Source organism: Micrococcus sp. iso_229, from assembly GCF_058072725.1.
The window spans coordinates 779,782-806,155 of the sequence record NZ_CM176514.1; the positions used below are offsets into that span (position 1 = coordinate 779,782).

At 73.1% G+C, this 26,374-nt stretch carries 18 protein-coding genes and 1 tRNA gene; 11 read left to right on the forward strand and 8 right to left on the reverse strand.

What is annotated here, in order from left to right; all coding sequences use genetic code 11:
• Positions 1 to 41 precede the first annotated feature (41 nt).
• Positions 42 to 3,773 (reverse strand): multifunctional oxoglutarate decarboxylase/oxoglutarate dehydrogenase thiamine pyrophosphate-binding subunit/dihydrolipoyllysine-residue succinyltransferase subunit, encoded by a 3,732-nt coding sequence (locus tag AC3RKA_RS03660; protein ID WP_431794087.1) that lies wholly within the window; start codon positions 3,771 to 3,773, stop codon positions 42 to 44.
• 200 nt (positions 3,774 to 3,973) lie between these two features.
• Here AC3RKA_RS03660 and guaB1 point away from each other — a divergent pair, with 200 nt between their 5' ends.
• The 6 genes from guaB1 (at position 3,974) to AC3RKA_RS03690 (ending at position 10,811) form a co-directional block, all read left to right on the forward strand.
• The gene (gene guaB1 / locus AC3RKA_RS03665) at positions 3,974 to 5,455 is read left to right on the forward strand and encodes a GMP reductase (RefSeq protein WP_098471439.1); all 1,482 of its coding nucleotides are present in this window, start codon (positions 3,974 to 3,976) and stop codon (positions 5,453 to 5,455) included.
• 184 nt (positions 5,456 to 5,639) lie between these two features.
• Positions 5,640 to 6,956 carry a hemolysin family protein gene (locus AC3RKA_RS03670; protein WP_098471440.1) on the forward strand — a complete coding sequence of 439 codons (1,317 nt, stop codon included), beginning with the start codon at positions 5,640 to 5,642 and terminating at the stop codon, positions 6,954 to 6,956.
• Positions 6,953 to 8,011: a hemolysin family protein gene (locus AC3RKA_RS03675; RefSeq protein WP_004167655.1), complete on the forward strand. Its 1,059-nt coding sequence runs from the start codon at positions 6,953 to 6,955 to the stop codon at positions 8,009 to 8,011. Before AC3RKA_RS03670 ends, AC3RKA_RS03675 begins: the two co-directional genes overlap by 4 nt.
• 75 nt (positions 8,012 to 8,086) lie before the next feature.
• The gene (locus tag AC3RKA_RS03680) at positions 8,087 to 9,094 is read left to right on the forward strand and encodes a metal ABC transporter substrate-binding protein (RefSeq protein ID WP_049160051.1); all 1,008 of its coding nucleotides are present in this window, start codon (positions 8,087 to 8,089) and stop codon (positions 9,092 to 9,094) included.
• Between the two features lie 2 nt (positions 9,095 to 9,096).
• A complete protein-coding gene (locus tag AC3RKA_RS03685) occupies positions 9,097 to 9,996 on the forward strand; it encodes a metal ABC transporter permease (protein ID WP_004167653.1) in 900 nt (299 codons plus the stop codon).
• On the forward strand, positions 9,993 to 10,811 hold the full coding sequence (locus AC3RKA_RS03690) for a metal ABC transporter ATP-binding protein (protein ID WP_004167651.1): 819 nt from the start codon (positions 9,993 to 9,995) through the stop codon (positions 10,809 to 10,811). Before AC3RKA_RS03685 ends, AC3RKA_RS03690 begins: the two co-directional genes overlap by 4 nt.
• A gap of 19 nt (positions 10,812 to 10,830) precedes the next feature.
• On the opposite strand, the gene AC3RKA_RS03695 is transcribed toward AC3RKA_RS03690, so the two are convergent.
• Positions 10,831 to 11,277, reverse strand: coding sequence for a Fur family transcriptional regulator (locus AC3RKA_RS03695; RefSeq protein WP_049160055.1), 447 nt, complete (start codon positions 11,275 to 11,277; stop codon positions 10,831 to 10,833).
• A gap of 111 nt (positions 11,278 to 11,388) precedes the next feature.
• Between AC3RKA_RS03695 and AC3RKA_RS03700 the strand changes: the two genes are divergently transcribed.
• Both AC3RKA_RS03700 and AC3RKA_RS03705 read left to right on the forward strand, forming a co-directional pair.
• Positions 11,389 to 12,516, forward strand: a complete 1,128-nt coding sequence (locus tag AC3RKA_RS03700) for a sulfurtransferase (protein ID WP_060774643.1) — start codon at positions 11,389 to 11,391, stop codon at positions 12,514 to 12,516.
• Between the two features lie 44 nt (positions 12,517 to 12,560).
• Positions 12,561 to 12,989 (forward strand): HIT family protein, encoded by a 429-nt coding sequence (locus AC3RKA_RS03705; RefSeq protein WP_049160060.1) that lies wholly within the window; start codon positions 12,561 to 12,563, stop codon positions 12,987 to 12,989.
• Positions 12,990 to 13,013: 24 nt separating this feature from the next.
• Here AC3RKA_RS03705 and hrpA read toward each other — a convergent pair whose 3' ends face one another.
• Positions 13,014 to 17,117 carry an ATP-dependent RNA helicase HrpA gene (hrpA, locus tag AC3RKA_RS03710; RefSeq protein WP_489727513.1) on the reverse strand — a complete coding sequence of 1,368 codons (4,104 nt, stop codon included), beginning with the start codon at positions 17,115 to 17,117 and terminating at the stop codon, positions 13,014 to 13,016.
• Positions 17,118 to 17,214: 97 nt separating this feature from the next.
• Here hrpA and putP point away from each other — a divergent pair, with 97 nt between their 5' ends.
• Positions 17,215 to 18,849, forward strand: a complete 1,635-nt coding sequence (gene putP, locus AC3RKA_RS03715; protein WP_061867898.1) for a sodium/proline symporter PutP — start codon at positions 17,215 to 17,217, stop codon at positions 18,847 to 18,849.
• On the forward strand, positions 18,846 to 19,439 hold the full coding sequence (thpR, locus tag AC3RKA_RS03720; protein ID WP_098471444.1) for an RNA 2',3'-cyclic phosphodiesterase: 594 nt from the start codon (positions 18,846 to 18,848) through the stop codon (positions 19,437 to 19,439). Before putP ends, thpR begins: the two co-directional genes overlap by 4 nt.
• Positions 19,440 to 19,602: 163 nt before the next feature.
• Here the strand turns inward: thpR and AC3RKA_RS03725 are convergent, their stop codons facing one another.
• The 4 genes from AC3RKA_RS03725 to AC3RKA_RS03740 form a co-directional block, all read right to left on the reverse strand.
• A complete protein-coding gene (locus AC3RKA_RS03725; protein WP_489727514.1) occupies positions 19,603 to 21,018 on the reverse strand; it encodes an NAD-dependent succinate-semialdehyde dehydrogenase in 1,416 nt (471 codons plus the stop codon).
• A 63-nt stretch (positions 21,019 to 21,081) separates the two neighbouring features.
• A complete protein-coding gene (locus AC3RKA_RS03730; protein ID WP_489727515.1) occupies positions 21,082 to 21,831 on the reverse strand; it encodes a DNA-3-methyladenine glycosylase I in 750 nt (249 codons plus the stop codon).
• A gap of 202 nt (positions 21,832 to 22,033) precedes the next feature.
• Positions 22,034 to 23,857: a phosphomethylpyrimidine synthase ThiC gene (thiC, locus tag AC3RKA_RS03735; protein WP_145031971.1), complete on the reverse strand. Its 1,824-nt coding sequence runs from the start codon at positions 23,855 to 23,857 to the stop codon at positions 22,034 to 22,036.
• Between the two features lie 173 nt (positions 23,858 to 24,030).
• A complete protein-coding gene (locus AC3RKA_RS03740; RefSeq protein WP_489727516.1) occupies positions 24,031 to 25,188 on the reverse strand; it encodes a YkvI family membrane protein in 1,158 nt (385 codons plus the stop codon).
• A gap of 72 nt (positions 25,189 to 25,260) precedes the next feature.
• Between AC3RKA_RS03740 and thiD the strand changes: the two genes are divergently transcribed.
• Entirely contained in the window at positions 25,261 to 26,100 is an 840-nt protein-coding gene (gene thiD, locus AC3RKA_RS03745; RefSeq protein WP_489727517.1) for a bifunctional hydroxymethylpyrimidine kinase/phosphomethylpyrimidine kinase, read from the forward strand.
• A 199-nt stretch (positions 26,101 to 26,299) separates the two neighbouring features.
• Here the strand turns inward: thiD and AC3RKA_RS03750 are convergent.
• Positions 26,300 to 26,372: transfer RNA gene (locus AC3RKA_RS03750), tRNA-Arg, on the reverse strand.
• Between the last annotated feature and the right edge of the window lie 2 nt (positions 26,373 to 26,374).

The following is a 26,374-nucleotide window of genomic DNA, read 5'->3' on the forward strand; positions in this document are numbered from 1 at the left end:
CCGCACCGGAGGGTGCGGCGGCGGCGCAGGCTCGGTCCGGGTCAGCGGCCGAAGGCGGCGTCCAGCAGCGTGCCGAGCTCCTGGTCGTGGCGGCCCTTGGTGCCCGCGGAGGTCGCGGCCGAGGCCGGGCGGGACACGAGGGTCACGGGGCGGTCGAGCTGCGGCACGAGGTTCAGTGCCATGAACGGCCACGGGCCCTGGTTCGCGGGCTCGTCCTGCACCCACGCGACGTCGGCGTCCGGGTAGGCGCGGAGCGCCGTGCGGATCTCGTCGAGCGGCAGCGGGTAGAGCTGCTCCACCCGCACGATCGCGGTGGAGGTGTCGCCGGACTTCTCGCGGCGGGCGAGCAGGTCGTAGTACAGCCGGCCGGAGACCAGCAGCACGCGCGTGACGTCCTTGGCGTCCACCCCGGCGTCCGGGATGACCGGCTGGAAGCGGCCCTCGGTGAAGTCCTCCACCGAGTTCGCGGCGGCCTTGAGGCGCAGCAGCTGCTTCGGGGTGAACACGATGAGGGGCCGACGCGGGCGGGCGTAGGCGTGCTCGCGCAGCAGGTGGAAGTGGTTCGCGCCCGTGGAGGGGTTGACCACGCGCATGTTGTCCTCGGCGCACATCTGCAGGAAGCGCTCGATGCGGGCGGAGGAGTGGTCCGGCCCCTGTCCCTCGTAGCCGTGGGGGAGGAGCAGGACCACGGACGAGGTCTGCGACCACTTCTGATCGGCCGAGGAGATGAACTCGTCGATGATCGTCTGCGCGCCGTTCACGAAGTCGCCGAACTGGGCCTCCCACAGCACGAGGGCGTCGGAGCGCTCCACGGAGTAGCCGTACTCGAAGCCGAGGGCGGCGTACTCGGACAGCAGCGAATTGTAGACCCAGAACTTCGCCTGGTCCTCGGAAAGGTGCTTCAGCGGCGCCCACGTCTCGCCGGTGATCCGGTCGTGGAACACCGAGTGGCGCTGCGTGAAGGTGCCGCGCTGGGAGTCCTGGCCCGCCAGGCGGACCGGCACGCCCTCCACGAGCAGCGAGCCGAAGGCCGCCAGCTCGGCGAAGCCCCAGTCGATGCCGCCGTCGACGGCCATCTTGGCGCGGCGCTCGAGCAGGGCCGCGAGCTTCGGATGGACCGTGAAGCCCTCGGGCACGTCGATGTGCGCCTGCCCGATGGCCCGCAGCGTCTCGGCCGAGATGGCCGTGGATGCCGGCGCCTCCGGGACCGCGTCCCGGTCCTCGGCCGGGCGGATGCCCTCGCCTCCGGAGGTGGGCGCGTCTTCGTGGGTCTCCGCGAAGACCCGCTCGAGCTGCTGCTGGTAGTCCTTCAGGGCGGTGTCCGCCTCCTCCTGCGTGATGTCGCCGCGGCCCACGAGGGACTCGACGTACAGCTTGCGGGTGGAGCGCTTCTGCTCGATGAGGTTGTACATGCGCGGCTGCGTCATCGACGGGTCGTCGCCCTCGTTGTGGCCGCGGCGGCGGTAGCAGACGAGGTCGATGACGACGTCCTTGTTGAACCGCTGGCGGTACTCGAAGGCGAGCTGGGCCACGTGCATCACGGACTCCGGCTCATCGCCGTTGACGTGGAAGATCGGGGCCTGGATGGTCTTGGCCACGTCGGTGGAGTACACCGCGGAGCGTGCCTGGGTCGGCGGCGTGGTGAAGCCCACCTGGTTGTTCACGATCACGTGGATCGTGCCGCCGGTGCGGTAGCCGGGCAGCTGCGAGAGCTGCAGCACCTCGGTCACGACGCCCTGGCCGGCGAAGGCCGCGTCGCCGTGCACCAGGATCGGCAGCACGGAGAAGGAGTCGGGGCGCTGACCGCCCAGGTCGAGGCGGTCCTGCTTGGCACGCACGACGCCCTCGAGGACCGGGTCCACGGCCTCCAGGTGCGAGGGGTTGGCGGCGAGGTACACGCGGGTGCTGTTGCCGGCGTCGGACACGAAGGTGCCCTCGGTGCCCATGTGGTACTTCACGTCGCCCGAGCCCGAGGCGCCGCCCGGGGTGGCCCCCTCGAACTCGCGGAAGACCTGGCTGTAGGTCTTGCCGGCGATGTTGGTCAGCACGTTCAGGCGACCGCGGTGAGCCATGCCGATGGCGACCTCGTCCAGCCCGGCGTCGGCGGCGTCGCCGAGGATGCCGTCCAGCAGCGGGATGAGGGACTCGCCGCCCTCCAGGGAGAAGCGCTTCTGGCCGATGTACTTGGTCTGCAGGAACGTCTCGAACGCCTCCGCGGCGTTGAGGCGACCCAGGATGCGCAGCTGCTCCTCGCGGGTGGGCTTGGCGTACGGCTGCTCGAGCTTCTCCTGGAACCAGGCGCGCTCGGCCGGGTCCTGGATGTGCATGTACTCGACGCCGATGGTGCGGCAGTACGCGTCACGCAGCACGCCGAGGATCTTGCGCAGCGTCAGGCTGCTCGCCCCGCCGAAGCCGCCGGTGGGCCACTTGCGGTCCAGGTCCCACAGGGTCAGCCCGTGCTCGCGGATGTCGAGGTCCGGGTGGTAGGCCATCGAGTACTCGAGCGGGTCCACGTTGGCCAGCAGGTGGCCGCGGTCCCGGTACGCGTGGATGAGCTGCTGGATGCGGGCGACCTTGCCGATCTGCTCCTCCGGGTTCACCTGCACGTCCTGGGCCCAGCGGACGGGCTGGTAGGGGATGCGCAGGGAGTGGAAGACCTCGTCGTAGAAGCCGTCCTCGCCCAGCAGGAGGCCGTGCACGATCTTCAGGAACTCGCCGGAGCCGGCGCCCTGGATCACGCGGTGGTCGTACGTGGAGGTCAGCGTGATCGTCTTGGAGATCGCCAGGTCGTGCAGCGTGGACTCGGCGGCGCCCTGGAAGGCGGCCGGATAGGTCAGCGCGCCGACGCCGATGATGGCGGCCTGGCCCTGGGACAGGCGGGGCACCGAGTGCACGGTGCCGATGCCGCCCGGGTTGGTCAGGGAGACCGTGGTGCCGGCGTAGTCGTCCATCGTCAGCTTGTTCTTGCGGGCGCGCTGGACGAGGTCGTCGTACGCCTTCCAGAAGCCGCGGAAGTCGAGGGTCTCGGCGGCCTTGACGTTGGGGACCACGAGCGCGCGGGTGCCGTCCGGGCGGGGCAGGTCGATGGCGAGGCCGAAGTTCACATGGGCCGGCTCCACCATGGTGGGCTTGCCGTCGCGCACCTCGTAGGTCACGTTCATCGAGGGCATGGCCGCGAGCGCCCGGACCACGGCGTAGCCGATGAGGTGGGTGAAGGAGACCTTGCCGCCGCGGGTGCGGGCCAGGTGGCTGTTGATGACCACGCGGTTGTCGATCAGCACCTTGGCCGGCAGGTCGCGCACGGTGGTGGCGGTGGGCATGGACAGGGAGGCGTCCATGTTCGTGGCCACGGCCTTGGCCATGCCCTTGAGGACGGTGGCCTTCTCCTGCTTCTCGTCCGCGGTGGTGGCGGTGGTGTCGGCGGGCTCGGAGGGCACGGCCTGGGCCGCCGGGGTCTTCTTGGGCTTGGGGCCGGTGCTGACCGAGGTCTCCTTGGGCTGCGCGCCCCGGGCCGGGGCGGTCGCCGCCTTCGGCTCGGTCACCTTGGTGGAGGCCTTCGGCTCGGTCACCTTGGCGGAGGCCTTCGGCTCGGTCTGGGCGGCGGCCTTCGGCTCGGCCTCGGCGGGCGTGCTGGCCTCAAGACGGGCGAAGATCTGTGCCCACTGCCGGTCCACGGAACCGGAGTCCTCGCGGTACTTCCGGTAGATCTCGGCCACGAGCCGTTCGTTCCCCGGGAACTCCTGTGCGAGCCGGTCCGACGTGAGTTCTGGCACTGTGTAACGCCTCTTCCTGAGCCTTGGGATGCGATGTGCTGCGCCGGGCCACCCGCGCGGCGCGCGTGGGGCCGGGAACGCCTCGAGACATCATAGTTCTTCGACGCCCCCGGCTGGAATGCCGCGGCCTCGGCTCGACTCCGCTCCCGGCGGACGCGCGGGGGGCTTTCGGCGTCCACCGCGTCTGGGAGACTGAGGCCATGCGCTTCCTCACCGACCCGGCCGTCGACCTGACGTACAACGACGTCTTCCTCGTGCCCTCGCACTCGGACGTCGCCAGTCGCATGGACGTGGACATCGCCCCGGATGACGGCACGGGCGCCACCATCCCCCTGGTCTCCGCCAACATGACCGCCGTCACCGGGCGCCGGATGGTCGAGACCATGGCCCGGCGCGGCGGTCTCGGGATCCTGCCGCAGGACATCCCGGCGGACGTCATCCGGGACGTCGTGCGTCGGGTGAAGGCAGCCCACCCCGTGGCGGACACCGCCCTGACCGTCGGGCCGCAGGACACGGTGCTGGACCTGCTCCACCTCGTGGACCGCCGCAACCACGGGGCCGTCTGCGTGGTGGACGCGCACGGCGAGCTGCTCGGCGTGGTCCGCCCCCAGGACTGCGACGGCGTGGACCGCTTCGCCTCGGCCGCCTCCGTCATGCACCCACCGGCGGTGACCCTCACGCTCGCCGAGCTCGGCGGCGCGGACGGGGCCCCGGACAAGGACGCGCTGCGGGCGGCCTTCGAGCGCCTGCACGCCGCGCGCCAGGAGATGGCCCCCGTCGTGGACCCGGCGGAGGGCACCGCCGCCCCCATGCTGCGCGGGGTCGTCACCGCGGCGGGCCTGCTGCGCTCGTCTGTGTTCACGCCCGGTCTGGACGACGACGGACGGCTCCGCGTCGGCGCCGCCGTCGGCATCAACGGGGCGGTGGGGGAGAAGGCCGCCGCCCTGGTCGAGGCCGGCGTCGACGTGCTCGTCGTGGACACCGCGCACGGTCATCAGCGGACCATGCTGGACGCGCTCGCCGCCGTGCGGGCCCTCGACCCCGGCGTGCCCGTGGTGGCCGGCAACGTCGTCTCCGGCGACGGCGTCCGGGACCTGGTCGCGGCCGGCGCGGACATCGTGAAGGTGGGCGTGGGCCCGGGTGCGATGTGCACCACGCGCATGCAGACCGCGGTGGGCCGGCCGCAGTTCTCGGCGGTCCTGGAGTGCGCCGTCGCGGCCCGCGAGCTGGGGGCACGCGTGTGGGCGGACGGCGGGGTGAAGCACCCGCGGGACGTGGCGCTCGCGCTGGCCGCCGGAGCCAGCTCGGTGATGATCGGCTCGTGGTTCGCGGGGACGCTCGAGTCTCCGGGCGACCTCGTGCACGGCCCGGACGGTCGGCGGTACAAGGAGAGCTTCGGCATGGCCTCGGCTCGCGCGGTCCAGCACCGCACCCGCCACGAGGACGCCTTCACCAAGGCCCGCAAGGCGATGTTCGAGGAGGGCATCTCGTCCTCACGCATGTACGTGGACCCGCGCCGCCCGTCGGTGGAGGACCTCCTGGACACCATCACGTCCGGGGTGCGCTCGTCGCTGACCTACGCCGGCGCCCACGACCTGGCGCAGTTCCGCGAGCGCGCCGTCGTCGGCCTGCAGTCCGCGGCGGGCTACGAGGAGGGCCGGCCGGTCGGCTCGTCGTGGTGAGGCGGCCGCTTTCCCCGGCTCGTTCCGTCGGGGCCTGACGCCCCTATACTGGGCGGACTATGGATCACCCTGACACCTGTGTGCCAGACCGCCCGTCCGCCCACGCGGACGCGGCCGGATCGGAGCCTTCCAGTCCCGGTGCCCCGCACCGCCGCCCGGCCCGCCGTCGAGGGGGTGAGGTCGAGTGGAGTGGCTCCTGCTGATCCTCGGCCTGGTCCTGATCGCGGGCACCGGCTTCTTCGTGGCCGTCGAGTTCGCCATGATCGCGATCGACGTGCCGACCGTGCAGCGCATGGTGGACGCGGGTGACCGCGGCGCCGAGCCCCTGCTGCGCTGCCTCAAATCACTCTCGACCCAGCTCTCCGCGTGCCAGCTGGGCATCACCCTGACCACACTGCTCACCGGCTACGTGATGGACCCGGCGATCAGCCGTCTCATCGACCCGCTGCTGCTCCAGATGGGGCTGCCGGCCGGCGTGGTGGGCACCGTCTCGCTCGTCGTCGCGATGGTCGTGGCGACCCTGCTCTCGATGCTCCTCGGCGAGCTGATCCCCAAGAACATGTCCATCGCCGAGCCCATGGTGATCGGCCGTGCGCTCGCCCGACCCCAGCTCGTGTTCAGCACCGTGTTCAAGCCGGCGATCCTGGTCCTGAACGGGTTCTCCAACGGCGTGCTGGCCCGCGTGGGCATCGAGGCCAAGGAGGAGATCTCCGGCGCCCGCAGCCCCGAGGAGCTCTCCTCGCTGGTCCGCCGCTCGGCGCAGCTGGGCACGCTCGACGCGCAGACCGCCTCGTTCCTGGACCGGACGCTGCGCTTCGCGGACCGCACCGCCGCGGACGTGATGACCCCGCGCATCCGCGTGGAGACCGTGGGGGAGGACCAGGCGCTGCCCGAGGTCCTGGACCTGGCCCGCAGCACCGGCTACTCCCGGTTCCCCGTGATCGGCGACTCCTCGGACGACATCCGCGGCGTCGTGCACGTGAAGAAGGTCGTGGCCGTGCCGCGGGAGCGCCGCGCCGACCTCGAGGCCGGTGCGCTGATGACGGAGGTCATCCGCGTGCCGGAGACCGTGCACCTGGACCAGCTGCTGGCCGAGCTGCGCGACGCGAACCTGCAGATGGCCGTCGTCGTGGACGAGTACGGGGGCACCGCCGGGGTGGTCACGCTCGAGGACGTGGTGGAGGAGATCGTCGGCGAGGTCGCGGACGAGCACGACCGCGTCACCCCGGGGGTCCTCCAGACGGCCTCCGGCCGCTGGTACTTCCCGGCGGAGCTGCGGCCCGACGAGGTGCGCACCCAGATCCCGGCCCTCGTGGTGCCGGAGGACGGGGCCTACGAGACCGTCGGCGGGTACATCCTGGCCCGCCTGGGGCGCCTGGCGGAGGTCGGGGACGTGGTGGACGTGGACGGCGGCACCCTGACGGTCGAGCGGCTGGACGGCCGCCGCATCGAGCGCGTGCGCTTCGACCCGGCCGCTGAGGACGAGGAGACGCGCGCATGAACGGGGACGTCGTCGGACTGCTGTGGCTGGTGGTCCTGTTGGCCGCCAACGCCTTCTTCGTGGCGGGCGAGTTCGCCGTCATGGGCGCCCGCCGGGCGCAGATCGAGCCGCGGGCCGAGGCCGGCTCCCGCCAGGCCCAGGTGGCGCTCTACGCGATGGAGCACGTCTCCCAGATGCTGGCCGTCTGCCAGCTCGGCATCACGGTGTGCTCCCTGCTGATCCTCAACGTGTCCGAGCCGGCGCTGCACCACCTGCTCGTCGTCCCGATGGGCGCCCTCGGGGTGCCGGCCGCGGCGGCGGACGTCACCGCCTTCGTGCTCGCGCTGCTGGTGGTCACCTTCCTGCACGTGACCCTGGGCGAGATGGTGCCCAAGAACGCCGCCGTCTCGTTCGCGGACCGCGCCGTGATGCTGCTGGCCCAGCCGCTCGTGTGGCTCTCGAAGCTGCTGCACCCGGTCGTGGCCGCGCTGAACTGGACCGCCAACCTCGTGCTGCACGCCCTGCACATCGAGCCGAAGGACGAGGTGGCCTCCTCCTACACGCTCGAGGAGGTGCAGTCGATCGTGGCCGAGTCCACCCGCTCGGGCACCCTGGACGACGAGTCCGGCGTGCTGCACTCGGCCCTCGAGTTCTCGGACCACCGGGCCGGGGACGTGATGGTGCCGCTCGAGCGGGTCGTCACCGTCCCGGAGGGGATCACGCCGCACGACTTCGAGTGGACCGTGGGCCGCGTGGGCTTCTCCCGGTTCGTGGTCGAGGACCCCGACGGCGGCTACACCGGCTACCTGCACCTGAAGGACGTCCTCACCGTGGGGCCGTCGGGGTACGACGAGCCGATCCCGCTCACGCGCGTGCGGTCGCTGGCCAACGTGCGGCTCGAGGACGAGGTCGAGGACGCCCTGGCGCTCATGCAGCGCACGGGCTCCCACCTCGCCCGGGTCATCACGCCCGAGGGCGAGACCGCGGGCATCCTCTTCCTCGAGGATGTGCTCGAGGAGCTCGTCGGGGAGATCAACGACGTGACGCAGTCGCCGCGTCGGTTCCGGCCCGCGTGAGCGTCGCGTGGGCGGCGCGGTGCTACTGTTGAGAACCGATTTCATGCACCGCCCCGACACGAACGAGGTCGCCCCATGCTCCGCCGCCGTCGCCTGCCCGCCCTGACCGGGGCCCTCGCCGCGCTCACCCTGAGCCTCGCCGCGTGCGGCGGGACCGACGGCGGCTCCTCGGGTGCGCAGGCCGCGGGCTCCTCTGCGGCCGCCGGGTCCGGCTCGGCCGCGGGCGCGCCCGTGGCCGTCGCCACGACGACGCAGCTCGGCTCCGTGCTCGACCGCGTCGTCGCGTGCGCCGACGCCCGCAGCGCCACGGTGATGGGCCCGGGCGACGACCCGCACGACTTCTCCGCCTCGTCCGCGCAGGTGAAGGACATGGTCTCCTCCGGCCTCGTGTTCTCCAACGGCCTCGGCCTCGAGGGCGGCATGGAGTCCGCCCTCGCGAACGCGGAGGCGGACGGTGCGACCGTCGTCGAGGTGGCGCCCCAGCTGGATCCGCTGCCCTTCGGCGGCCATGACCACGCCGAGGAGGGGGCAGGCCACGAGGGCCACGACCACGGGTCCGAGGATCCGCACGTCTGGATGGACGTCGCCCGCATGGCGAGGGCCGCCGAGCTGATGGGCGACACGCTCGCCCAGGAGCGGGGCGACGAGAAGTTCGCCGAGTGCGGCACGACCGTGCGCGGGGAGCTCGAGCAGACGGACACGCAGGTCCGGGAGATCCTCGCCGGGGTCCCGGAGGACCGCCGCACGCTGGTCACGGACCACGACGCCTACGGGTACTTCGGCGAGGCCTACGACTTCACCGTGTCCGGCGTCGTCGTCCCGGGCGGCTCCACCGACGGCGAGCCCTCCTCCCAGGAGATCGCCGAGCTCGCCCGGTCCATCCGTGACGGCGGCGCGGACGCCGTGATCACGTCCGTGGGCGCGCGCAACAGCCTCGTGGACACCGTGGCCGAGGAGGCCGGCGACCTGCCGGTCATCGAGGTCTACGAGGGCGGCGTCGGCCCGAAGGACACCCCGGAGGCGGACTACGCCGAGGCCATGCTCGCCAACGCCCGCACCCTCGCCGACGCGCTGGAGGGCTGAGGATGGACTGGCTGCTCGAACCCTTCCAGATGGGCTTCCAACAGCGCGCCCTCGTCGGCGGACTCATCGCGGTGGTGATGTGCTCGGTCGTGGGCACGTGGCTGGTGCTGCGCGGGATGAGCTTCTTCGGGGACGCGTTCGTGCACGGTGTCCTGCCGGGCATCGCCCTGGCGGTCGTCACCGGCGGCAGCCCCCACCTCGGTGCGGCGGTGGCCGCCGTCGTCATGATGGCGGGCATCTCGCTGGTGCACCGGGCCACCACCCTCAAGGAGGACACGGCCATCGGCCTGCTCTTCGTGGGGATGATGGCCCTGGGCGTGGTCATCATCTCCAAGTCGGACTCCTACACGGGTTCGCTCACGTCGATCCTGTTCGGCGATGTGCTGGGTGTCAGCGTGGACGGCATCGTGACCCAGGCGGTCATCGCCGTCGTGGTGATCGCCCTGGCCCTGCTGCTCTACCGGCCCCTGCTGGCGCTGAGCTTCTCCGAGGTCAAGGCGCGCTCCCTGGGCATGCGGCCGGGGCTGACGCACACGCTGCTGCTGGTGATGATCGGCGCGGCCGTGATCGGCTCGTTCCAGGCGGTGGGCACGGTGCTCGTGTTCGGCCTCCTCGTGGGACCGCCCGCGACGGCGGCGCTGCTGACGCGCAGCGTCCCCCAGATGATGCTCGTCTCCGTCGTGATCGGCGCGGCGTGCGTCGTCACCGGGCTCACCCTCAGCTACCGGCTGGGCACGGCGGGTTCGGCCACCATGGCGCTCATGCCGATCCTGCTGTTCTTCGTCGTGCTCGCCGTCCGCGCCGCCGTGCTGGCGCTCCTGGGCCGGCACGTGCGCTCGCGCGCGCAGCGTGAGCAGGAGGCGCCGGTCGTGGCCCTGCCCGGAGCGGAGGTCGCCCGATGAACGCGTCCTTCCCCGCGGGCGCCGCGGCGGCCACGCCTCCCCTCGCGGTCGCCCGGGCGCTCGAACTGCGCCACGGCTCGCACGTGGCCGTCCGGCACTCCGACTTCACCCTGCCGGCCCGGCGGCTGATCGCGGTGATCGGGCCCAACGGCTCCGGCAAGTCCACGCTGCTGACCGCCCTGGCGGGCCTGAGCGACCCGGCCTCCGGTGCGCTGGAGGTGCTCGGCGAGAACCCGCGGCGGCGCACGCAGCGCACCTCCTTCGTGATGCAGTCCATCGGCGTGCCCCAGGGCGTGCCGGTGACGGTGCGCGACGTCGTCGGGATGGGCCGGTACCCCACGCTCGGGTGGTTCCGCCGGTTCCGGAAGCGGGACCGGGACATCGTGCGGGCCGCCATGGAGCGCATGCAGGTCGCGGACCTGGCGCGGCGGCACCTCGACCAGCTCTCCGGCGGCCAGCGCCAGCGCGCCTACGTGGCCCAGGGCCTCGCCCAGGACCACGACGTGCTGCTGCTCGACGAGCCGATGACGGGCCTCGACATCGTCTCCGCCCGCACGATCGACGACCTCCTCCACGAGGAGCCGACGCGCGGAGTGTCCGTGGTCTACACGACCCACGATCTCGACGAGGCCGCGGAGGCGGACCATGTGGTCCTGATGGGCGGGCGTGTCGTGGCCTCGGGCCCGCCGCGGGACGTGCTCACGGTCGAGAACCTGGACATCGCGTACGGCCGGGGCGCCCTGCACGGGCCCTCCAAGGCGGTCGAGGACGCGGCGGACTTCCTGGACGACCCCGCGGGCGGCATCCGCCACTGACCGGGGCCCGGCCCCGGGGTCAGGCCGCGCGGGTGCGCCCCTCGGCCCGGCAGCGGGCACAGACGCCGGTGATCTCCACCGTGTGGTCCGCGTCCGTGAAGCCGTGCTCCGCGGCGACGGCGGTGGCCCACGCCTCGACGTGGGGGGCGGTGACCTCGACGGTGGTCCAGCAGATCCGGCACACCAGGTGGTGATGGTGGCCCTCGTCCTCGCACCGGCGGTACACGGTCTCGCCGTCGTCGCGGCGGAGCATGTCCACGAGGCCGTCGTCGAGCTGCTGCTGCAGGGTCCGGTACACCGTGGCCAGCGAGACGCGTTCGCCCTGGTCCTGGAGGCGGGCATGGAGCTCCTGCGCGCTCACGAAGTCCGGGATGCGGTCCAGGGCTCGGTCGACGGCGGCCTTCTGCCGGGTCGCCCGGGGACGGGCGACGCGGGGGCCGGGCTGGGGGGCGCTCACGGTGCTCACGACTCCTTCTGCGGCGGCTGCCGCCTCCTCCGCGCGGTCCGGAACGGGTCCGCGCGGGCCATCCTCCAGGTTATCAGCGGCGCCGAAGGGGGCGTGGAGTAGGGTGTCCGGGTGCACAGCGAGAGCCCGGACCCATCCCCTGTCCCGGACCGCGACGGCGCCGCCCCCGATCGACCCGACCCGCTGATCGTCGTCGACGAGAGGCAGGGCCGCGTGGTCCCGGCGCCCACGGCGGCCCCGCCCTCGGCCCATGACGCCGGCGGCGACCCGGACGCGGACACCGACGGCGTCGATCCCGAGGCCGCCGAGCCGCCCACCCTGGTGACGGTGGACGTGCTGGCCGGCTGGCTCGGCCTGGCCCCCGTCGAGGACCTGCCGCCGGTGCCCGGGGGCCCTGCCTACGCCCAGCCGGGCCGATGCCGCCCGAACCGGGTGATCCTGCTCGACGTCCGGTTCCGGGCCACGGGGGGCGGGCCGGACCACGCCGCCTATCTCCAGGGCCATCTGCCCGGCGCCGTCTACGTCTCCCTGCCCAGCCAGCTCGCCGGCCACGCCGGTCCGGCGGCGGGGCGCCACCCCCTGCCGGACGCGCGCCAGTTCGCGGAGACCGTGCGGATGTGGGGGATCGACGAGGGCGACACCATCGTGGTCTACGACGACGACCACGGCCTGTCCGCCGCGCGCGCCTGGTGGCTGCTGCGCCACGCGGGGCTGCGGGACTCCGTGCTCCTGGACGGCGGCCTCGAGGCGTGGCGCGCCGCGGGCCTGCCCCTGCAGCCCGGCGAGGTCATCCCGGTGCCCGGCACCGCCCGGCCGTCGTGGGGCCGCATGCCCGTCGTGGACACGGCCGGCGCCGAGGCGATGGCCTCCGGCGGTCTGCTCCTCGACGCGCGGGCGGCCGAGCGCTACCGCGGGGAGGTCGAGCCCCTCGACCCCGTGGCCGGTCACATCCCCGGGGCGCGGAACGTGCCCACGGCGGAGAGCATCGCCGAGGACGGTCGCCTGCGGCCCGCCGCGGAGCTGGCGGAGCGGTTCGACGCCGTCGGCGTGGACGACGCCACTCCCGTGGCCGTGTACTGCGGTTCGGGCATCACCGCGGCGCACGCCGTGCTCACCCTGGCCGTCGCGGGGCGACCCGGAGTGGCGCTCTACCCGGGTTCGTGGTCAGCATGGGTCCAGGACCCGTCCAACGCCGTCGCGGTCGGCCCCGAGCCCGACGGCGCGTCCGGCCGGGACTGACGACCCCCGGGGCCCCGCCCCGCCGACCCCTCAGGAGGATCCCCATGGCCACCGTCTTCAGCAGGATCGTCGCCGGCGAGCTGCCCGCCCGCTTCGTGTGGCAGGACCAGACATGCGTCGCGTTCCTGTCCGCCGCGCCGCTCCAGCCGGGGCACACGCTCGTGGTGCCCCGTGCGGAGGTGGACGAATGGGTGGAGGTCGACCCGGCGCTGGTCACGCACCTGACGACGGTCGCCCAGCAGATCGGCAAGGCGCAGGTGGCGGCGTTCTCCGCGCGCCGGGCCGGGCTCATGATCGCCGGCTACGAGATCCCGCACCTGCATGTGCATGTGTGGCCCTCCACCTCGCTCGCCGACTTCGACCTGGCCCGCGTGGACAACGCCCCCGATCCGGCGGACCTGGACGACGCCGCCGCCCGCCTGCGCGCGGCCCTGCGGGACCTGGGCCACGGCGAGGTCGTCCCGCAGGACTGACGGGCCGCGCCGCCCGGACCCGACTCAGGCGCGCGTGGCCCGGGCGAGCGCCTGACGCACCCGCTTCTCGGAGACCGAGACGGCCGTGCCCAGCTCCTGGGCGAAGAACGAGACGCGCAGCTCCTCGATGAGCCAGCGCACCCGCTCCAGCTCCGCGGGCACGGGCGTGCCCGCGAACCGGGCGCGGTGGGCCGCGACGGCGGCGTCGAACTCGTCCTCGAGCCCCTGCACCACCGCCATGTGCTGCCCGTCGCGCTGCAGGTGGCCGCCGGCGTCCAGCCGGTCCAGGCGCGTCAGGATGCCCTGCAGGTAGCGCGGCAGGTGCTGCAGCCGCTCCCAGCCCGTGGCGGCCACGAAGCCGGGGAACACGAGCTGCTCGAGGTGCGCCTTCACGTCCGACAGCGCCGGCGCGAGGGCGAGCGAGACCGAGCCCTTGAGCCGGCGGCGCACCTGCGCGGCCCGGGAGAGCACCTGCTCCACCAGGGACGTGACGGCGAAGACCGTGTCGATCAGGTCGGCCCGCACCCGGTCGAACAGGGCACGGAACGCGGCCTCGTCGAACGGCAGCTCGTCTCCGACGAGACGGTCGACGGCGGCCTGCGTGCAGTCCGCGACGAGGGAGTCCACCGAGCCGTGCGGGTTCTGGGTGAAGGTGAGCTTCTCCCGGTTGTCCAGGTGGTCCAGCACGTAGCGCTGGGGGCTGGGCAGGGTGGCCAGCAGCAGCCGGATCACCCCGGCCCGGTGCCAGGCCGCCTGGTCGTCCGCGGACCGGGCCACGGTCAGGCCGGCCGCGAGGCCGCCGTCGGGCGTGGTCTCCGGTACCAGGCTCGGGTAGCCCGTGATGGCGGGGCCACGCGCCCCGGCCGCGGTGGAGACGGTCCGCGGCACCGTGCCGATGCTCCATGAGGTCAGCCCGTGCCGCTCCTCGAAGGCCGGGGTCGCGCCGGACCGCCCGGGGCTCTCCGGGCGACGTCGTCCCTCGGCCCCGGCCCGCCCGTCGGCCTGGGCCCGGCGGCCGCGGCCCGTGCCGCGCGGGCCCGGCCGGGCCGAGGCGGGGTCGTCGGTGCCGGCGAGCCGGGCGGCGATCGCGGAGCGGTTGGCCTGCGCGAGCCGGGCCTGCAGCGCGGGCAGGTCCTGGCCGGCGCCCATCACTGCGCCGCGGGCGTCCACGACGCGGTAGTCCATCCGCAGGTGCAGGGGCACCGCGTCCAGGGCCCACAGTCCGGGCTCCACCACCACGCCGCGCACCCGGCGCACGGCCGCGGACAGCGCGTCCGGCAGCTCGTCCCGCAGCGGGTCGCCGTGGGCCTCGAGGTCCGCGACGAGCTGCTGGGCCACGTCCGGGGCGGGCACGAGGTTCTTGCGCACCGCCTTGGGCAACGCCTTGATGAGGGCGGTGACGAGCTCGACCCGCAGGCCGGGGACCAGCCACGCGAAGGGGCCGGGGGAGACCTGGTTGAGCAGCAGGATCGGCACGGCCACGGTCACGCCGTCGGTGCCGGCCGCGCCGGTCGGGTCGAACGTGTACTCGAGGTCGAGCTCCACGTCGCCGCCGGGCATCGGATACGTGAACGTGGTGGGGAACGCGTCGGTGTCCAGGTCCTCGGCGTCGGCGGTGAGCAGGGCGGCGACGTCGAGGTCCAGCAGGTCCGGCTGCTCCTGGCGCGCCTTCTTCCACCACGCGTCGAAGTGCCGCTCGGAGACGACGTCTCCCGGGATCCGCGCGTCGTAGAAGGCGAACAGGTCCTCGTCCCCGATCCGCAGGTCGCGGCGGCGCAGGCGCGTCTCGAGGGCGTCGACCTCCTCGAGCGCGGCCCGGTTGCGGGCGAAGAACCGGTGGCGCGTGCGCCAGTCGCCCTCCACGAGGGCGTGCCGGATGAACAGCTCGCGGGAGAGCTCCGGGTCGATCCGGCCGTACCGGACCGAGCGGTCCGGGATCAGGGTGACGCCGAACAGCGTCACCTTCTCGCGCGCGACGACGGAACCCGCCCGCCGCGACCAGTGCGGCTCGTTGTAGGTCCGCTTGACAAGGTGGCCGGCGACCTCCTCGGCCCACTCCGGCTCGATCCGGGCCACCGTGCGCGCCCACAGCCGGGAGGTCTCCACGAGCTCGGCGGCCATGACGAACGGGTGGCGCTTCTTGAACAGGGCGGAGCCGGGGAACACGGCGAAGCGGGTGCCGCGGGCGCCCGCGTACTCGCGACGGCGCTCGTCGTAGGCGCCGATCTGCGAGAGCAGGCCCGTGAGCAGGGACTTGTGCACGGCCTCGTGCCGGCCCACCGGGTCCACGGGTCCGGCCTCGACGGTGAGGCCCACGTCCTTGGCGAGCTGGCGCAGCTGGCGCACCAGGTCCTGCCACTCCTGCACGCGCAGCCAGTTGATGTGCTCACGGCGGCACAGCTTGCGGAACTGGGAGCCGGAGAGCTCCTGCTGCCGCTCGCGCAGGTACGCCCACAGGTTCAGGATCGCGGAGAAGTCCGAGTTCTCGTCCGCGAACCGGCGGTGCAGCTCGTCCGCGGCCTCACGCTGCTCCGTGGGGCGCTCGCGGGGGTCCTGGATGGTCAGGGCCGCGGCGATCACCATGACCTCCCGGACGCAGCCGCGCTCACCGGCCTCGAGGATCATGCGACCCAGCCGCGGGTCCACCGGCAGACGGGCCAGGCGGCGTCCGACCCGGGTGATGGTGCCCGCGCGGGCACCCCCGGCCTCGAGCGCGCCGAGTTCGGTGAGCGTGGTGGCGCCGTCGGTGACCTGACGGCCGTCCGGCGGCTGGACGAAGGGGAACTCCTTGACGTCGCCCGGGGTGCGGGCCACGCCGAGGGAGAGCATCTGCAGGATCACCGAGGCCAGGGAGGTGCGCAGGATCTCCGGGTCCGTGAACTCGGGGCGGGAGAGGTAGTCCTCCTCCGAGTACAGGCGGATCGCGATGCCGTCCGAGGTGCGGCCGGACCGGCCCGCGCGCTGGTTCGCGCTGGCCTGGGAGACGCGCTCGATCGGCAGGCGCTGGACCTTGGTGCGGTGGGAGTACCGCGAGATGCGCGCGGTGCCCGTGTCGATCACGTACTTGATGCCCGGCACGGTCAGGGAGGTCTCGGCGACGTTCGTGGCCAGCACGATCCGCCGGCGCACCCCGGCCCCGGCGCGGCCGAACACGCGGTGCTGCTCCGCCATGGACAGGCGACCGAACAGCGGCAGGATCTCCGTGCCGGCCAGGCGCGTGGTGCCGGCGACGACGCCGGTCAGGTGGTCCGCGGCCTCGCGGATCTCCCGCTCGCCCGGCAGGAACACGAGGATGTCGCCCGGCGGCTCGGCGGCCAGCTCGAGGACGGCGTCGCCGATCGCGTCGAGGGGGTCGCGGGTCTCGGCGGCGTCGTCCGCGTCGTCCTCGGGGTCGTCCGGGGAGGGCTCGTCGGTCAGCGGCCGGTAGCGGATCTCGACGGGGTAGGTGCGCCCCGAGACCTCGATGATCGGCGCCGGGACCACGCGGCCGCCGTCGTCGGCCTCCACTGCGTCCGCATGGTCCTCGCCCTCGGCCAGCGGCCGGCCGAAGTGCCGGGCGAAGCGCTCCGGGTCGATGGTGGCCGAGGTGATGATCACCTTCAGGTCCGGGCGCTGGGGCAGCAGGTTGCGCAGGTAGCCCAGGAGGAAGTCGATGTTGAGGCTGCGCTCGTGGGCCTCGTCCACGATGATCACGGAGTAGCGGCGCAGCTGCGGGTCGTGGGGGATCTCGGCCAGGAGGATGCCGTCCGTCATGACCTTGACCCGGGTGGCCTTCGAGGTCTGCGCCGTGAAGCGGACCTGGTAGCCGACCGTCTGTCCGATCTCCTCGCCCAGCTCCTGCGCGATGCGTTCGGCCACGGAGCGGGCGGCGATGCGCCGGGGCTGGGTGTGGCCGATCGAGCCGGCCTCCCCGAGCCCGAGGGCCAGGCACATCTTCGGCAGCTGCGTGGTCTTGCCCGAACCGGTCTCGCCCGCGACGATCACCACCTGGTGGTCGCGGATCGCGGCCATGATCTCCTCACGGCGCTCCGCCACCGGCAGGTGTTCGGGGAACGTGATCGCGGCGGCGTCGTGGGGCGTCGCGGACGGCTGCGCGGGGGGCGTGGAGGGCGGGGGAGTCTGCGTCATGACGGCCTCCATCCTAGGCGCGCGGGGGCCCGGGCCGACCCGGCCGGGACGGATCCGGGACTGGGGCTGAGAGTCCGGATGTGATTCTCTGGAGCCCATGGACACGAACACCGTCTTCCTGTTAGCGGCGATCGGCCTCTATTTCCTCGCAATGATCGCGATCGGCCTGTACGCCTCCCGCAAGAACACCGACCTCGACGACTACATGCTCGCCGGACGCGACATGAAGCCGTCCGTCGCGGCGCTCTCCGCGGGTGCGTCCGACATGTCCGGGTGGCTCCTGATGGGCCTGCCCGGCGCAATCTACGCCGCGGGCCTGGTCGAGGGCTGGATGGCGGTCGGCCTGACCGTGGGCGCGTGGGTGAACTGGCGCGTGGTCGCCCCCCGCCTGCGCTCCTACACCGAGGTGGCCGGGAACTCGATCACCATCCCGTCCTTCCTCGAGAACCGGTTCAAGGACCGCACGCACATCCTGCGGATCGTGGCCGGCCTGATCATCCTCGTGTTCTTCACCTTCTACGTCTCCTCGGGCATGGTGGCCGGCGGCAAGTTCGTCGAGTCCACCTTCGGCCCCGACTCCTTCTACGCCCAGGGCATCAGCATCAACTACCTCACCGGCATGCTCGTGGTCGCGGGCATCACGGTGCTCTACACCCTGTTCGGCGGCTTCCTCGGCGCCTCGCTGACGGACGTGGCCCAGGGCGTCCTCATGTTCCTCTCCCTGCTGGCCGTGCCCATCGTCGTGATCCTGACCATGGGCGGCTGGGACGCCGTCGTCGAGGGCATCCGCGCCGCCGACGCCGCCGGCGGCGGAGTGAACCACTTCTCGATGTTCGAGAACGCTACGCTGATCGGCGTCCTGTCCTCCCTCGCCTGGGGCCTGGGCTACTTCGGCCAGCCGCACATCATCGTCCGCTTCATGGCCCTGCGCACCCCGCACGACGCGGCCGTCGCCCGGCGCGTGGGCATCGGCTGGATGGCGCTGTCCGTGTTCGGCGCCGTGATGGTGGCCCTCGTGGGCATCGCCTACTTCCAGGCCAACCCCGGCACCACGCTCGAGGACCCGGAGACCGTGTTCCTCGTGCTGGCCTCGATCATGTTCCACCCGTTCGTGGCCGGCCTGGTGCTGGCCGCCGTCCTCGCCGCGATCATGTCCACGCTCTCCTCGCAGCTGATCGTGTGCTCCTCCGCCCTGGTGGAGGACCTCTACATGCTGCGCGGGCGCACCGGTTCCCCGACGTTCACCCTGTGGCTCGGCCGCATCGGCGTGCTGGTGGTGGCGCTCGTGGCGGGTCTGCTCGCCCTCAACCCGGACTCCTCCGTGCTCGAGCTCGTCTCCTTCGCGTGGGCCGGCTTCGGCGCCGCCTTCGGCCCCGTGATCCTGCTCGCCCTGTACTGGCCGCGGTTCACCTCGTGGGGGGCGATGGCCGCCATGCTCACCGGCGCCGCCGTCGCCTGGGTGTGGTCCGAGGCCAGCGCCGAGACGTGGGAGTGGTTCGGCCTGTACGAGCTGCTGCCGGGCTTCGTCGCCGCCCTCGTGGTGGGTGTGGTGGTGTCCCTCGTGACCCAGCGCTCGCGCCGCGTGCAGCGGCGGATCGACGCCGAGTTCACCGGCGCGATCGACATCGTGGCCGGCCGCGAGCCGCACCCGGACGTGGCCCCGGCAACCATGGCGCGGGACGCCGCCGGGGGCTCGACCGCAGCCGCCGCGGATCCGCGCGCGCAGGCGTGAGGCTCTTCCTCGCGATCCGTCCGCCGAGGGCCGTGCTCGACCACCTCGAGCCGGCCCTCGACGGCGTCCGGGACCGGGCGGGACGCGCGCTGCGCTGGACCGAGCGGGAGCAGCGGCACCTGACGCTGGCGTTCCACCCGGAGGTGCCCGCCGGGGCCGTGGACGACGTCGTCGCCGACGCCGGCCGCATCGCGGCGGGACACGCGCCGCTGGACCTGCACCTGGCCGGGGCGGGGGAGTTCTCCCACCGCACGCTCTGGATGGGGGTGGGCGGGCAGGTCCGGGAGCTCGGCGCGCTCCTGGCGGAACCGTGGCTCGCCGACGACGACGGCCGGGACCGCCGGCGCGCCCACCTCACCGTGGCGCGGGTCTCGGCGGCCGCACCGCGGCCCAGGTGTCGGAGGCGGGGCGAGCCTCGACCGTCGGCGCCCAGCACCGTGCTGCTGGCCGAGGCCGTGCACGCGCTCGCCGTGTACCGCGTCCCGCAGTGGACGGCGGACGAGGTCGAGGTCGTGGCGTCCCGGCTCGGCGAGGGCCGCTCCGGCGGCCCGCTGCACGAGGTGCTGGCGACCGTGCCGCTGCGCGGCTGAGGGGCCGACGAGCAGGCCCCGACGAAAAGGCCCCGACGAACAGAGTGGTCACGACATGCCGTGACCGGATTCCGGTGACGGCATGTCGTGACCACTCTGTGTGCCTCAGGCGGCCGACGGGCCGGCCGGAGCGGGAGACCCGCCCGGCCGACCCGGCCCGGGGTCAGCCCTCCAGCGGGCCCTGCACCGCGTACAGGCGCTTGTTGGCGAACTCGTCTAGGGCCAGGGGGCCGAGCTCGCGGCCGAAGCCCGAGCGCTTCACGCCGCCGAAGGGCAGGTTCGCCCCGGCGGCGGAGGCGAGGTTCACGTTCGCCATGCCCACCTCGAGCTGGTCGGCCACGCGCTTGGCCTCGTCCAGGTCCGTGGAGAAGACGGCACCGCCGAGACCGTACTGCGAGTCGTTGGCCAGGGCCACGGCCTCCTCGGCCGAGGACACCTTGTAGACAACGGAGGCCATGCCGAACAGCTCCTGCGTGTAGGCGGGGTTCTCCTGGTCAACGTCCGTGATCACGGCCGGGGAGACGTAGAAACCCTCGCCCTCGGGGCCCGAGACGCGCTCGCCGCCCACGTGGACGGTGGCGCCGGCCTCCTTGGCCGCGGCGATCTGCTCGGCGAGCCCGTCGGCCGCGGACTCCGAGGACAGCGGGCCGTAGACGTCGGCGTCGCGCGAGGTCGGGTCGCCGGGCTGCATCGCCGAGGAGCGCTGGACCAGCTCGTCCACGAAGTCGTCGTAGAGGTCCTCCATGACGATCATGCGCTTGTTCGAGTTGCAGGCCTGGCCCCAGTTGCCCATCCGGGTGGCCAGTGCGTCGCGGGCGGCCGCGCGGGCGTCCGGCGCGGAGAGCACGATGTACGGATCGGAGCCGCCGAGCTCGAGGACGACCTTCTTGAGATGCCGGCCGGCCTGCTCGGCGACGGCGGCGCCGGCCCGCTCCGAACCGGTGAGGGATACGCCCTTCACGCGCGGATCGGCGATGATCGTGGAGATCTGGTCGTGGGTGGCGAACACGTTCTGGTACACGCCCTCCGGCAGTCCGGCCTCGGTGAAGAGCTCTTCCAGCAGCTGCGCCACCTGCGGGTTGATCTCGGCGTGCTTCAGCAGGATGGTGTTGCCGAGCACGAGGTTCGGCGCCACGAATCGGGCCACCTGGTACACCGGGAAGTTCCACGGCATGATCCCCAGCAGCGGGCCGATCGGCAGCCGCTGGACGAACGCCTCCTGCCCGGAGAACTGCTTGATCGGCTGGTCCGCGAGCAGCTCCTCGGCCTCGTCCGCGTAGTACCCGAAGATCTGGGCGCTGTAGCGCACCTCGCCGACTGCCGCGCCGAGGGACTTGCCCATCTCCGTGGTGATCAGCGCGGCGATGTCCTTGGAGCGCTCGGCCAGCAGCTCGGAGATCCGCTTCACGACGGCGGCGCGCTCGGCCACCGACTTCTGGGACCACTGCTCGTAGGCGGCCTGCGAGGCGTCGAGGGCGTCGGCGATCTGCTGATCCGTGGCGTTGTCGAAGGACTTCAGCAGCTCCCCGGTGGCCGGGTTGATCGTGCGGTAGCCCTGAGAGGCAGAGGTGGTGGTCATCAGTCGTCACCCTTTCGTGTGGACGTCCTGCGTTGAGCTCCCCATCCTGCCGGAGGCCCCCGCTCACTCCCAGATCCCGGACGCCCCTCTTCGCCACGAGCCGAGAAGGTGGGTGTCCACGACCCCGGCGGCCTCCATCAGGGCGAAGCACGTGGTCGGCCCGACGAAGCGGCAGCCGTGCGCCTTCAGCGCCCTCGCGAGCGCGCGCGACTCGTCCGAGGTCGAGGGCACCTGCGCCACCGTCTCCGGCCGTGGGGTCGCGGCAGGCTGGTGAGCCCAGACCAGCCCCGGCAGACCGCGGGCCGGCCGGTCGCCGTCGCCGTGCCAGGCGGGGCCCGCGCCGGGGGAGCCCGGGTGCAGCGGGGCGAACCGCTCGCCGCGCATCCCCACGACGGCCCGCGCGTTCGCGACCGCGGCCTCGATCTTGCGCCGGTTCCGGATGATGCCGGGGTCCGCCAGCAGCGCCTCGACCCCCGCGTCCCCGAACGCCGCGACGGCGTCCGGGTCGAAGTCCGCGAACACCTCCCGGAACCGCGGCCGCTTGGCCAGGACGGTCCGCCAGCTCAGGCCCGACTGGAACGCCTCGAGCACGAGGCGCTCGAACAGGCCCGGCTCGTCCGTGACGGGCAGGCCCCACTCCGTGTCGTAGTACTCCCGCAGCAGCGGATCCCGTGCCGCCCACGGCGGGCGGGCTCGCCCGTCCTCACCCACGACGACGCCACTCGGCGGCGCCTGTCGCCCGCTCGCCGGTGGATCCTCGGCGGGGGTGGGGACGGGGGCGGGGAGGCCGTCGTCGGCGTGGTGCGCGCTCATGCCCCGAGCCTAGGAGCGGCCCCGGACATCCGGAGCCGGAACGCGACGCCCGGGGACGCAACGCCGGCAACGGACGCCTGTGCAGGAGGCACCGCCGGACCTCGTCACTCGAGCCGCCCTGCCAGGGAGGGCAGTCACGTGGGGGCTCGTGGACGTGGTCGCGGAGCCGGAGTCCTGGCCTTCGCGCCGCGGCACGGACCGCTCAGTCCCTCGCGAGCACCGCGTCCCCCTCGGGCCGGCGCAGGCTCGGCTCCGGCAGGTACACGGACCCACCGGCGGCCCGGAACTCCGCGGACTTCGCGGCCATGCCGGCCTCGGCGATTCCCGCCTGCTCGGACGCGCCGCCGAACTCGCTGCGGATGTCCTGGCTGATGCGCATGGAGCAGAACTTCGGCCCGCACATCGAGCAGAAGTGGGCGGTCTTGGCGGGCTCGGCCGGCAGCGTCTCGTCGTGGTACTCCTCGGCGAGCTGGGGGTCCAGGCCGAGGCCGAACTGGTCGCGCCAGCGGAACTCGAAGCGCGCCTTGGACAGCGCGTCGTCGCGGTCGCGGGCGCCGGGGTGGCCCTTGGCGACGTCGGCGGCGTGCGCGGCGATCTTGTAGGTGATCACACCCGTCTTCACGTCGTCCCGGTTCGGCAGGCCCAGGTGCTCCTTGGGCGTGACGTAGCAGAGCATCGCGGTGCCGTAGCGGGCGATCTCGGTGGCGCCGATGGCCGAGGTGATGTGGTCGTACGCCGGGGCGATGTCCGTGACGAGGGGGCCGAGCGTGTAGAACGGGGCGCCCTTGCACAGCTCCTGCTGGCGCTCCACGTTCTCCCGCACCAGGTGCAGCGGGATGTGGCCGGGGCCCTCCACCATGACCTGGACGTCGTACGCCCACGCCCGCTCCGTCAGCTCGGCCAGCGTGTCGAGCTCGGCGAACTGGGCGGCGTCGTTGGCGTCGGCCACGGAGCCCGGCCGCAGGCCGTCGCCCAGGGAGAACGCGACGTCGTAGCGCGCGAAGATCTCGCAGAGCTCGTCGTAGTTCTCGTAGAGGAAGTTCTCCTTGTGGTGGCCCAGGCACCAGCCGGCCATGATCGAGCCGCCGCGGGACACGATGCCGGTCACGCGGTCCGCGGACAGCGGCACATGGCGCAGCAGCACGCCGGCGTGCACGGTCATGTAGTCCACGCCCTGCTCGCACTGCTCGATCACGGTGTCGCGGAAGATCTCCCAGGTCAGGGCCTGGTGGTCGCCGCCGACCTTCTCGAGGGCCTGGTAGATCGGCACGGTGCCGATCGGCACGGGGGAGTTGCGCAGGATCCACTCGCGGGTGGTGTGGATGTCGTCGCCCGTGGACAGGTCCATCACGGTATCCGCGCCCCAGCGGGTGGCCCACTGCAGCTTCGAGACCTCCTCGGCGATCGACGACGTCACCGCCGAGTTGCCGATGTTCGCGTTGACCTTCACGGCGAACGCCTTGCCGATGATCATGGGCTCCGACTCGGGGTGGTTCACGTTCGCCGGGATGATGGCGCGGCCCGCGGCGACCTCGGCGCGCACGAGCTCCACGTCCACGCCCTCGCGCAGGGCGACGTAGCGCATCTCCGGGGTGATCTCGCCGCGCCGGGCGTAGTGCATCTGGGTGACGCGCGCGCCCTCCTGGGCGCGCAGCGGGGCGCGGCGCTCGCCGGCCCACTCCTGCGAGGCGGCGCCGCGGCGCACGGCCGAGCGGCCGTCGTCGAGCAGGTCGCGCTCGCGGCCCTCGTACTCCTCGACGTCGCCGCGGGCGCGGATCCACTCGGCGCGCTGGGCGGGCAGGCCGCGCTCGGGCACGGAGCCCGGGCCCATGGTGCGGTAGACGGTCAGGGGCGCGTTGGGTGTGCCGTCGGGGGAGTCGTCCTGGTGGACCTCGGTGACGGGGACGCGGATGCCGTGCTCGGCATCCTCGAGCCAGCCCAGACGGTGCGTGGGGTAGTTCTCCTCGGCGACGACCTCGGCCGTCGACTCGGCTGCGGGCAGGGGGGTGCGCTCGGAAACGGACATGGCCGCGGCTCCTTCTTCCTTCGCCGGAATGACCCGGACAGGTTCAGACGGTCTCCGGGCGGCGTCAGCCCGGTCTCAGCCCCGTGCCGTGGGGCTCCCGTGGGATGCGAGCGACCCTAGCACGTCCCCTGCGAGGCCTCACCGCCGCCGGCAGCGGCCATGCGGCGGGCCGCTCAGGCGCGCGCCGCGCGGGCCGCCCGCCGGCGCACCGTGGTGCGCTCGACGATCCACGTCACGATGAGCATCACGATGATGACGATGCCGGCGTAGCCGAGGACGGGGTAGACGGTGCCCACGAGGTCGGAGAAGCCGACGCTCGAGAGCAGGGTGGCGGCCAGGGCCGTGACGACGGCGATGACCCAGCCCGGCACGCGTCGCATCGAGGACAGCAGGGCGATGCGCTCCACCCCGCCGTACAGGCACGAGACCGCCGTCGTGAACTGCGCCAGCAGCAGGACGACCGTGTACAGCAGGGCGGCCCAGCCGCCGATCATGGCGGCCAGCTCGACCATGGGCAGCTCGGCGCGGCCGATCAGCTGGGCGTGGGCGGTCATCGCGGCCATCACCGCGCCGGCCATCACCACGAGGCCCAGGGCCCCGAGCCCGGCCCCGGCGACGAGGGAGCGCCCCGACGAGGAGCTCTCCTGCCCGATCGGGGCGAGCACCGCGTAGGCCAGCTGGATGTTGAACGCCACGTACAGCACACCCGAGAGCCACCACTGGTTGATCAGCGGGGACGAGGTCACGAGCGCGGCGACGTCGTCCACCGCGGCCCCCGGGTTCACCAACCCCCACACCGCGACGCCGACGGCGACCACGATGATCAGGGGGACCACCACGGCCTGGACGCGCACGAGGCCCGTGATGCCGGCCAGCACCGAGACCACGCAGACGGCCGCCATCACGAGCGAGCCCACGAGCGAGGGCAGCCCGAACGCGGTGTGCACCGCCGCCCCGGCCCCGGCCAGCATGATCACCAGCGTCCCCAGCAGGGACGTGGTGATGCACAGGTCCGCGAACCAGGTGGGCACGCGCGAGGTCGTGGGGTTCACGATCCGGTGGATGTCCGTGGTCCGCAGCTTCTGCGCCAGCCGCAGCACGATCACCGCGAGCAGGAAGAACAGCGTGCCGGCGATCACGAGCGCCCCCGTGCCGCCCCAGAGGCCGAAGCTCACGAAGTACTGCAGGATCTCGTTGCCCGAGGCGTACCCGGCGCCGATGGTGGTGCCGATGAACGTGGCGGCGATCCCGAGCGGGGAGGTCGGCCGCAGCGGCGCCGACTCCTCGGCTCGGCCGGGGTGCGCGGGGGAGCTCTCTGTGACGGGGGACATGCGACTACATTCTCATGGGCGGGATCGGCCCGGCCCGGGCGGCCGATCCGCCCCGACCCGAAGGAGCCCCGCATGACCCCCGCCGTCCCCCGCGTGCTCAGCATCGCCGGCTCCGACTCCGGCGGCGGCGCGGGTGTCCAGGCCGACCTGAAGACCATCGCCGCGTGGGGCGGCTACGGGATGACCGCGATCACCGCGATCACCGCCCAGAACACGCAGGGCGTGCAGGCCGTCCACCCGCTGCCGGTGGACGTGGTGCGTGCCCAGCTCGACTCGGTCGCCGCCGACATCGCCGTGGACGCCGTGAAGATCGGCATGCTCGGCACGGTGGAGCTCATGCGGGCCGTCGCCGGCTGGCTCGAGGAGACCCTGCCCGCCGTCGTCGTGCTGGACCCGGTCATGGTGGCCTCGAGCGGGGACGCTCTCACCGCGGTGGGCGACGACGACGGGCGCGCCGCGTGGTCCCGGCTGCTGCGGGCGGCGCACCTGGTGACCCCCAACCTGCCCGAGCTGGCCCGGCTGACCGGACGGGACGCGACGGACTGGGACGCCGCCCTCGACGCGGCGCGGGGCCTGGCCGCCGAGCACGACGTGACGGTGCTGCTCAAGGGCGGGCACCTGGACGAGGCCGCAGCGGCGGAGGTGCCGGACGCCGTCGTGCGCGTGGACGGGGCCGTGCACGAGGTGCGCGGCCCGCGCGTGGCGACCCGCGCCTCGCACGGCACCGGCTGCACCCTCTCCTCGGCCCTGGCCACGCTGGCCGGCGCGGGCCTGAGCTGGGAGGACGCGATCGAGCGGGCCAAGCCGTGGCTGGCCGACGCGATGCGGGCGGGGGAGGCGCTCGCGGTCGGGGACGCCTCGCGGCCGACGTGGCACGGGCCCGTGGACCACGGTCACGCGCAGCGGGGCTGATGTGCGCGGGACCTCCGGGCTTCGACACGTTCGTGGCGGGAAATCCGGCGAATGCGCACCGCGGGACGTCCCATGAGGTCGATTTCCCGCCTCGAATGCCGGTGACCCGGACCTCCCGCTCCGCTCAAGCGCCCGGGGCCGCAGAACGCGGAAGAGCCGGACCCCCGTGTCGCCACGGGGGTCCGGCTCTGTTCGCTCGTGCCCCCGGCAGGATTCGAACCTGCGGCCTTCTGCTCCGGAGGCAGACGCTCTATCCCCTGAGCTACGGAGGCGG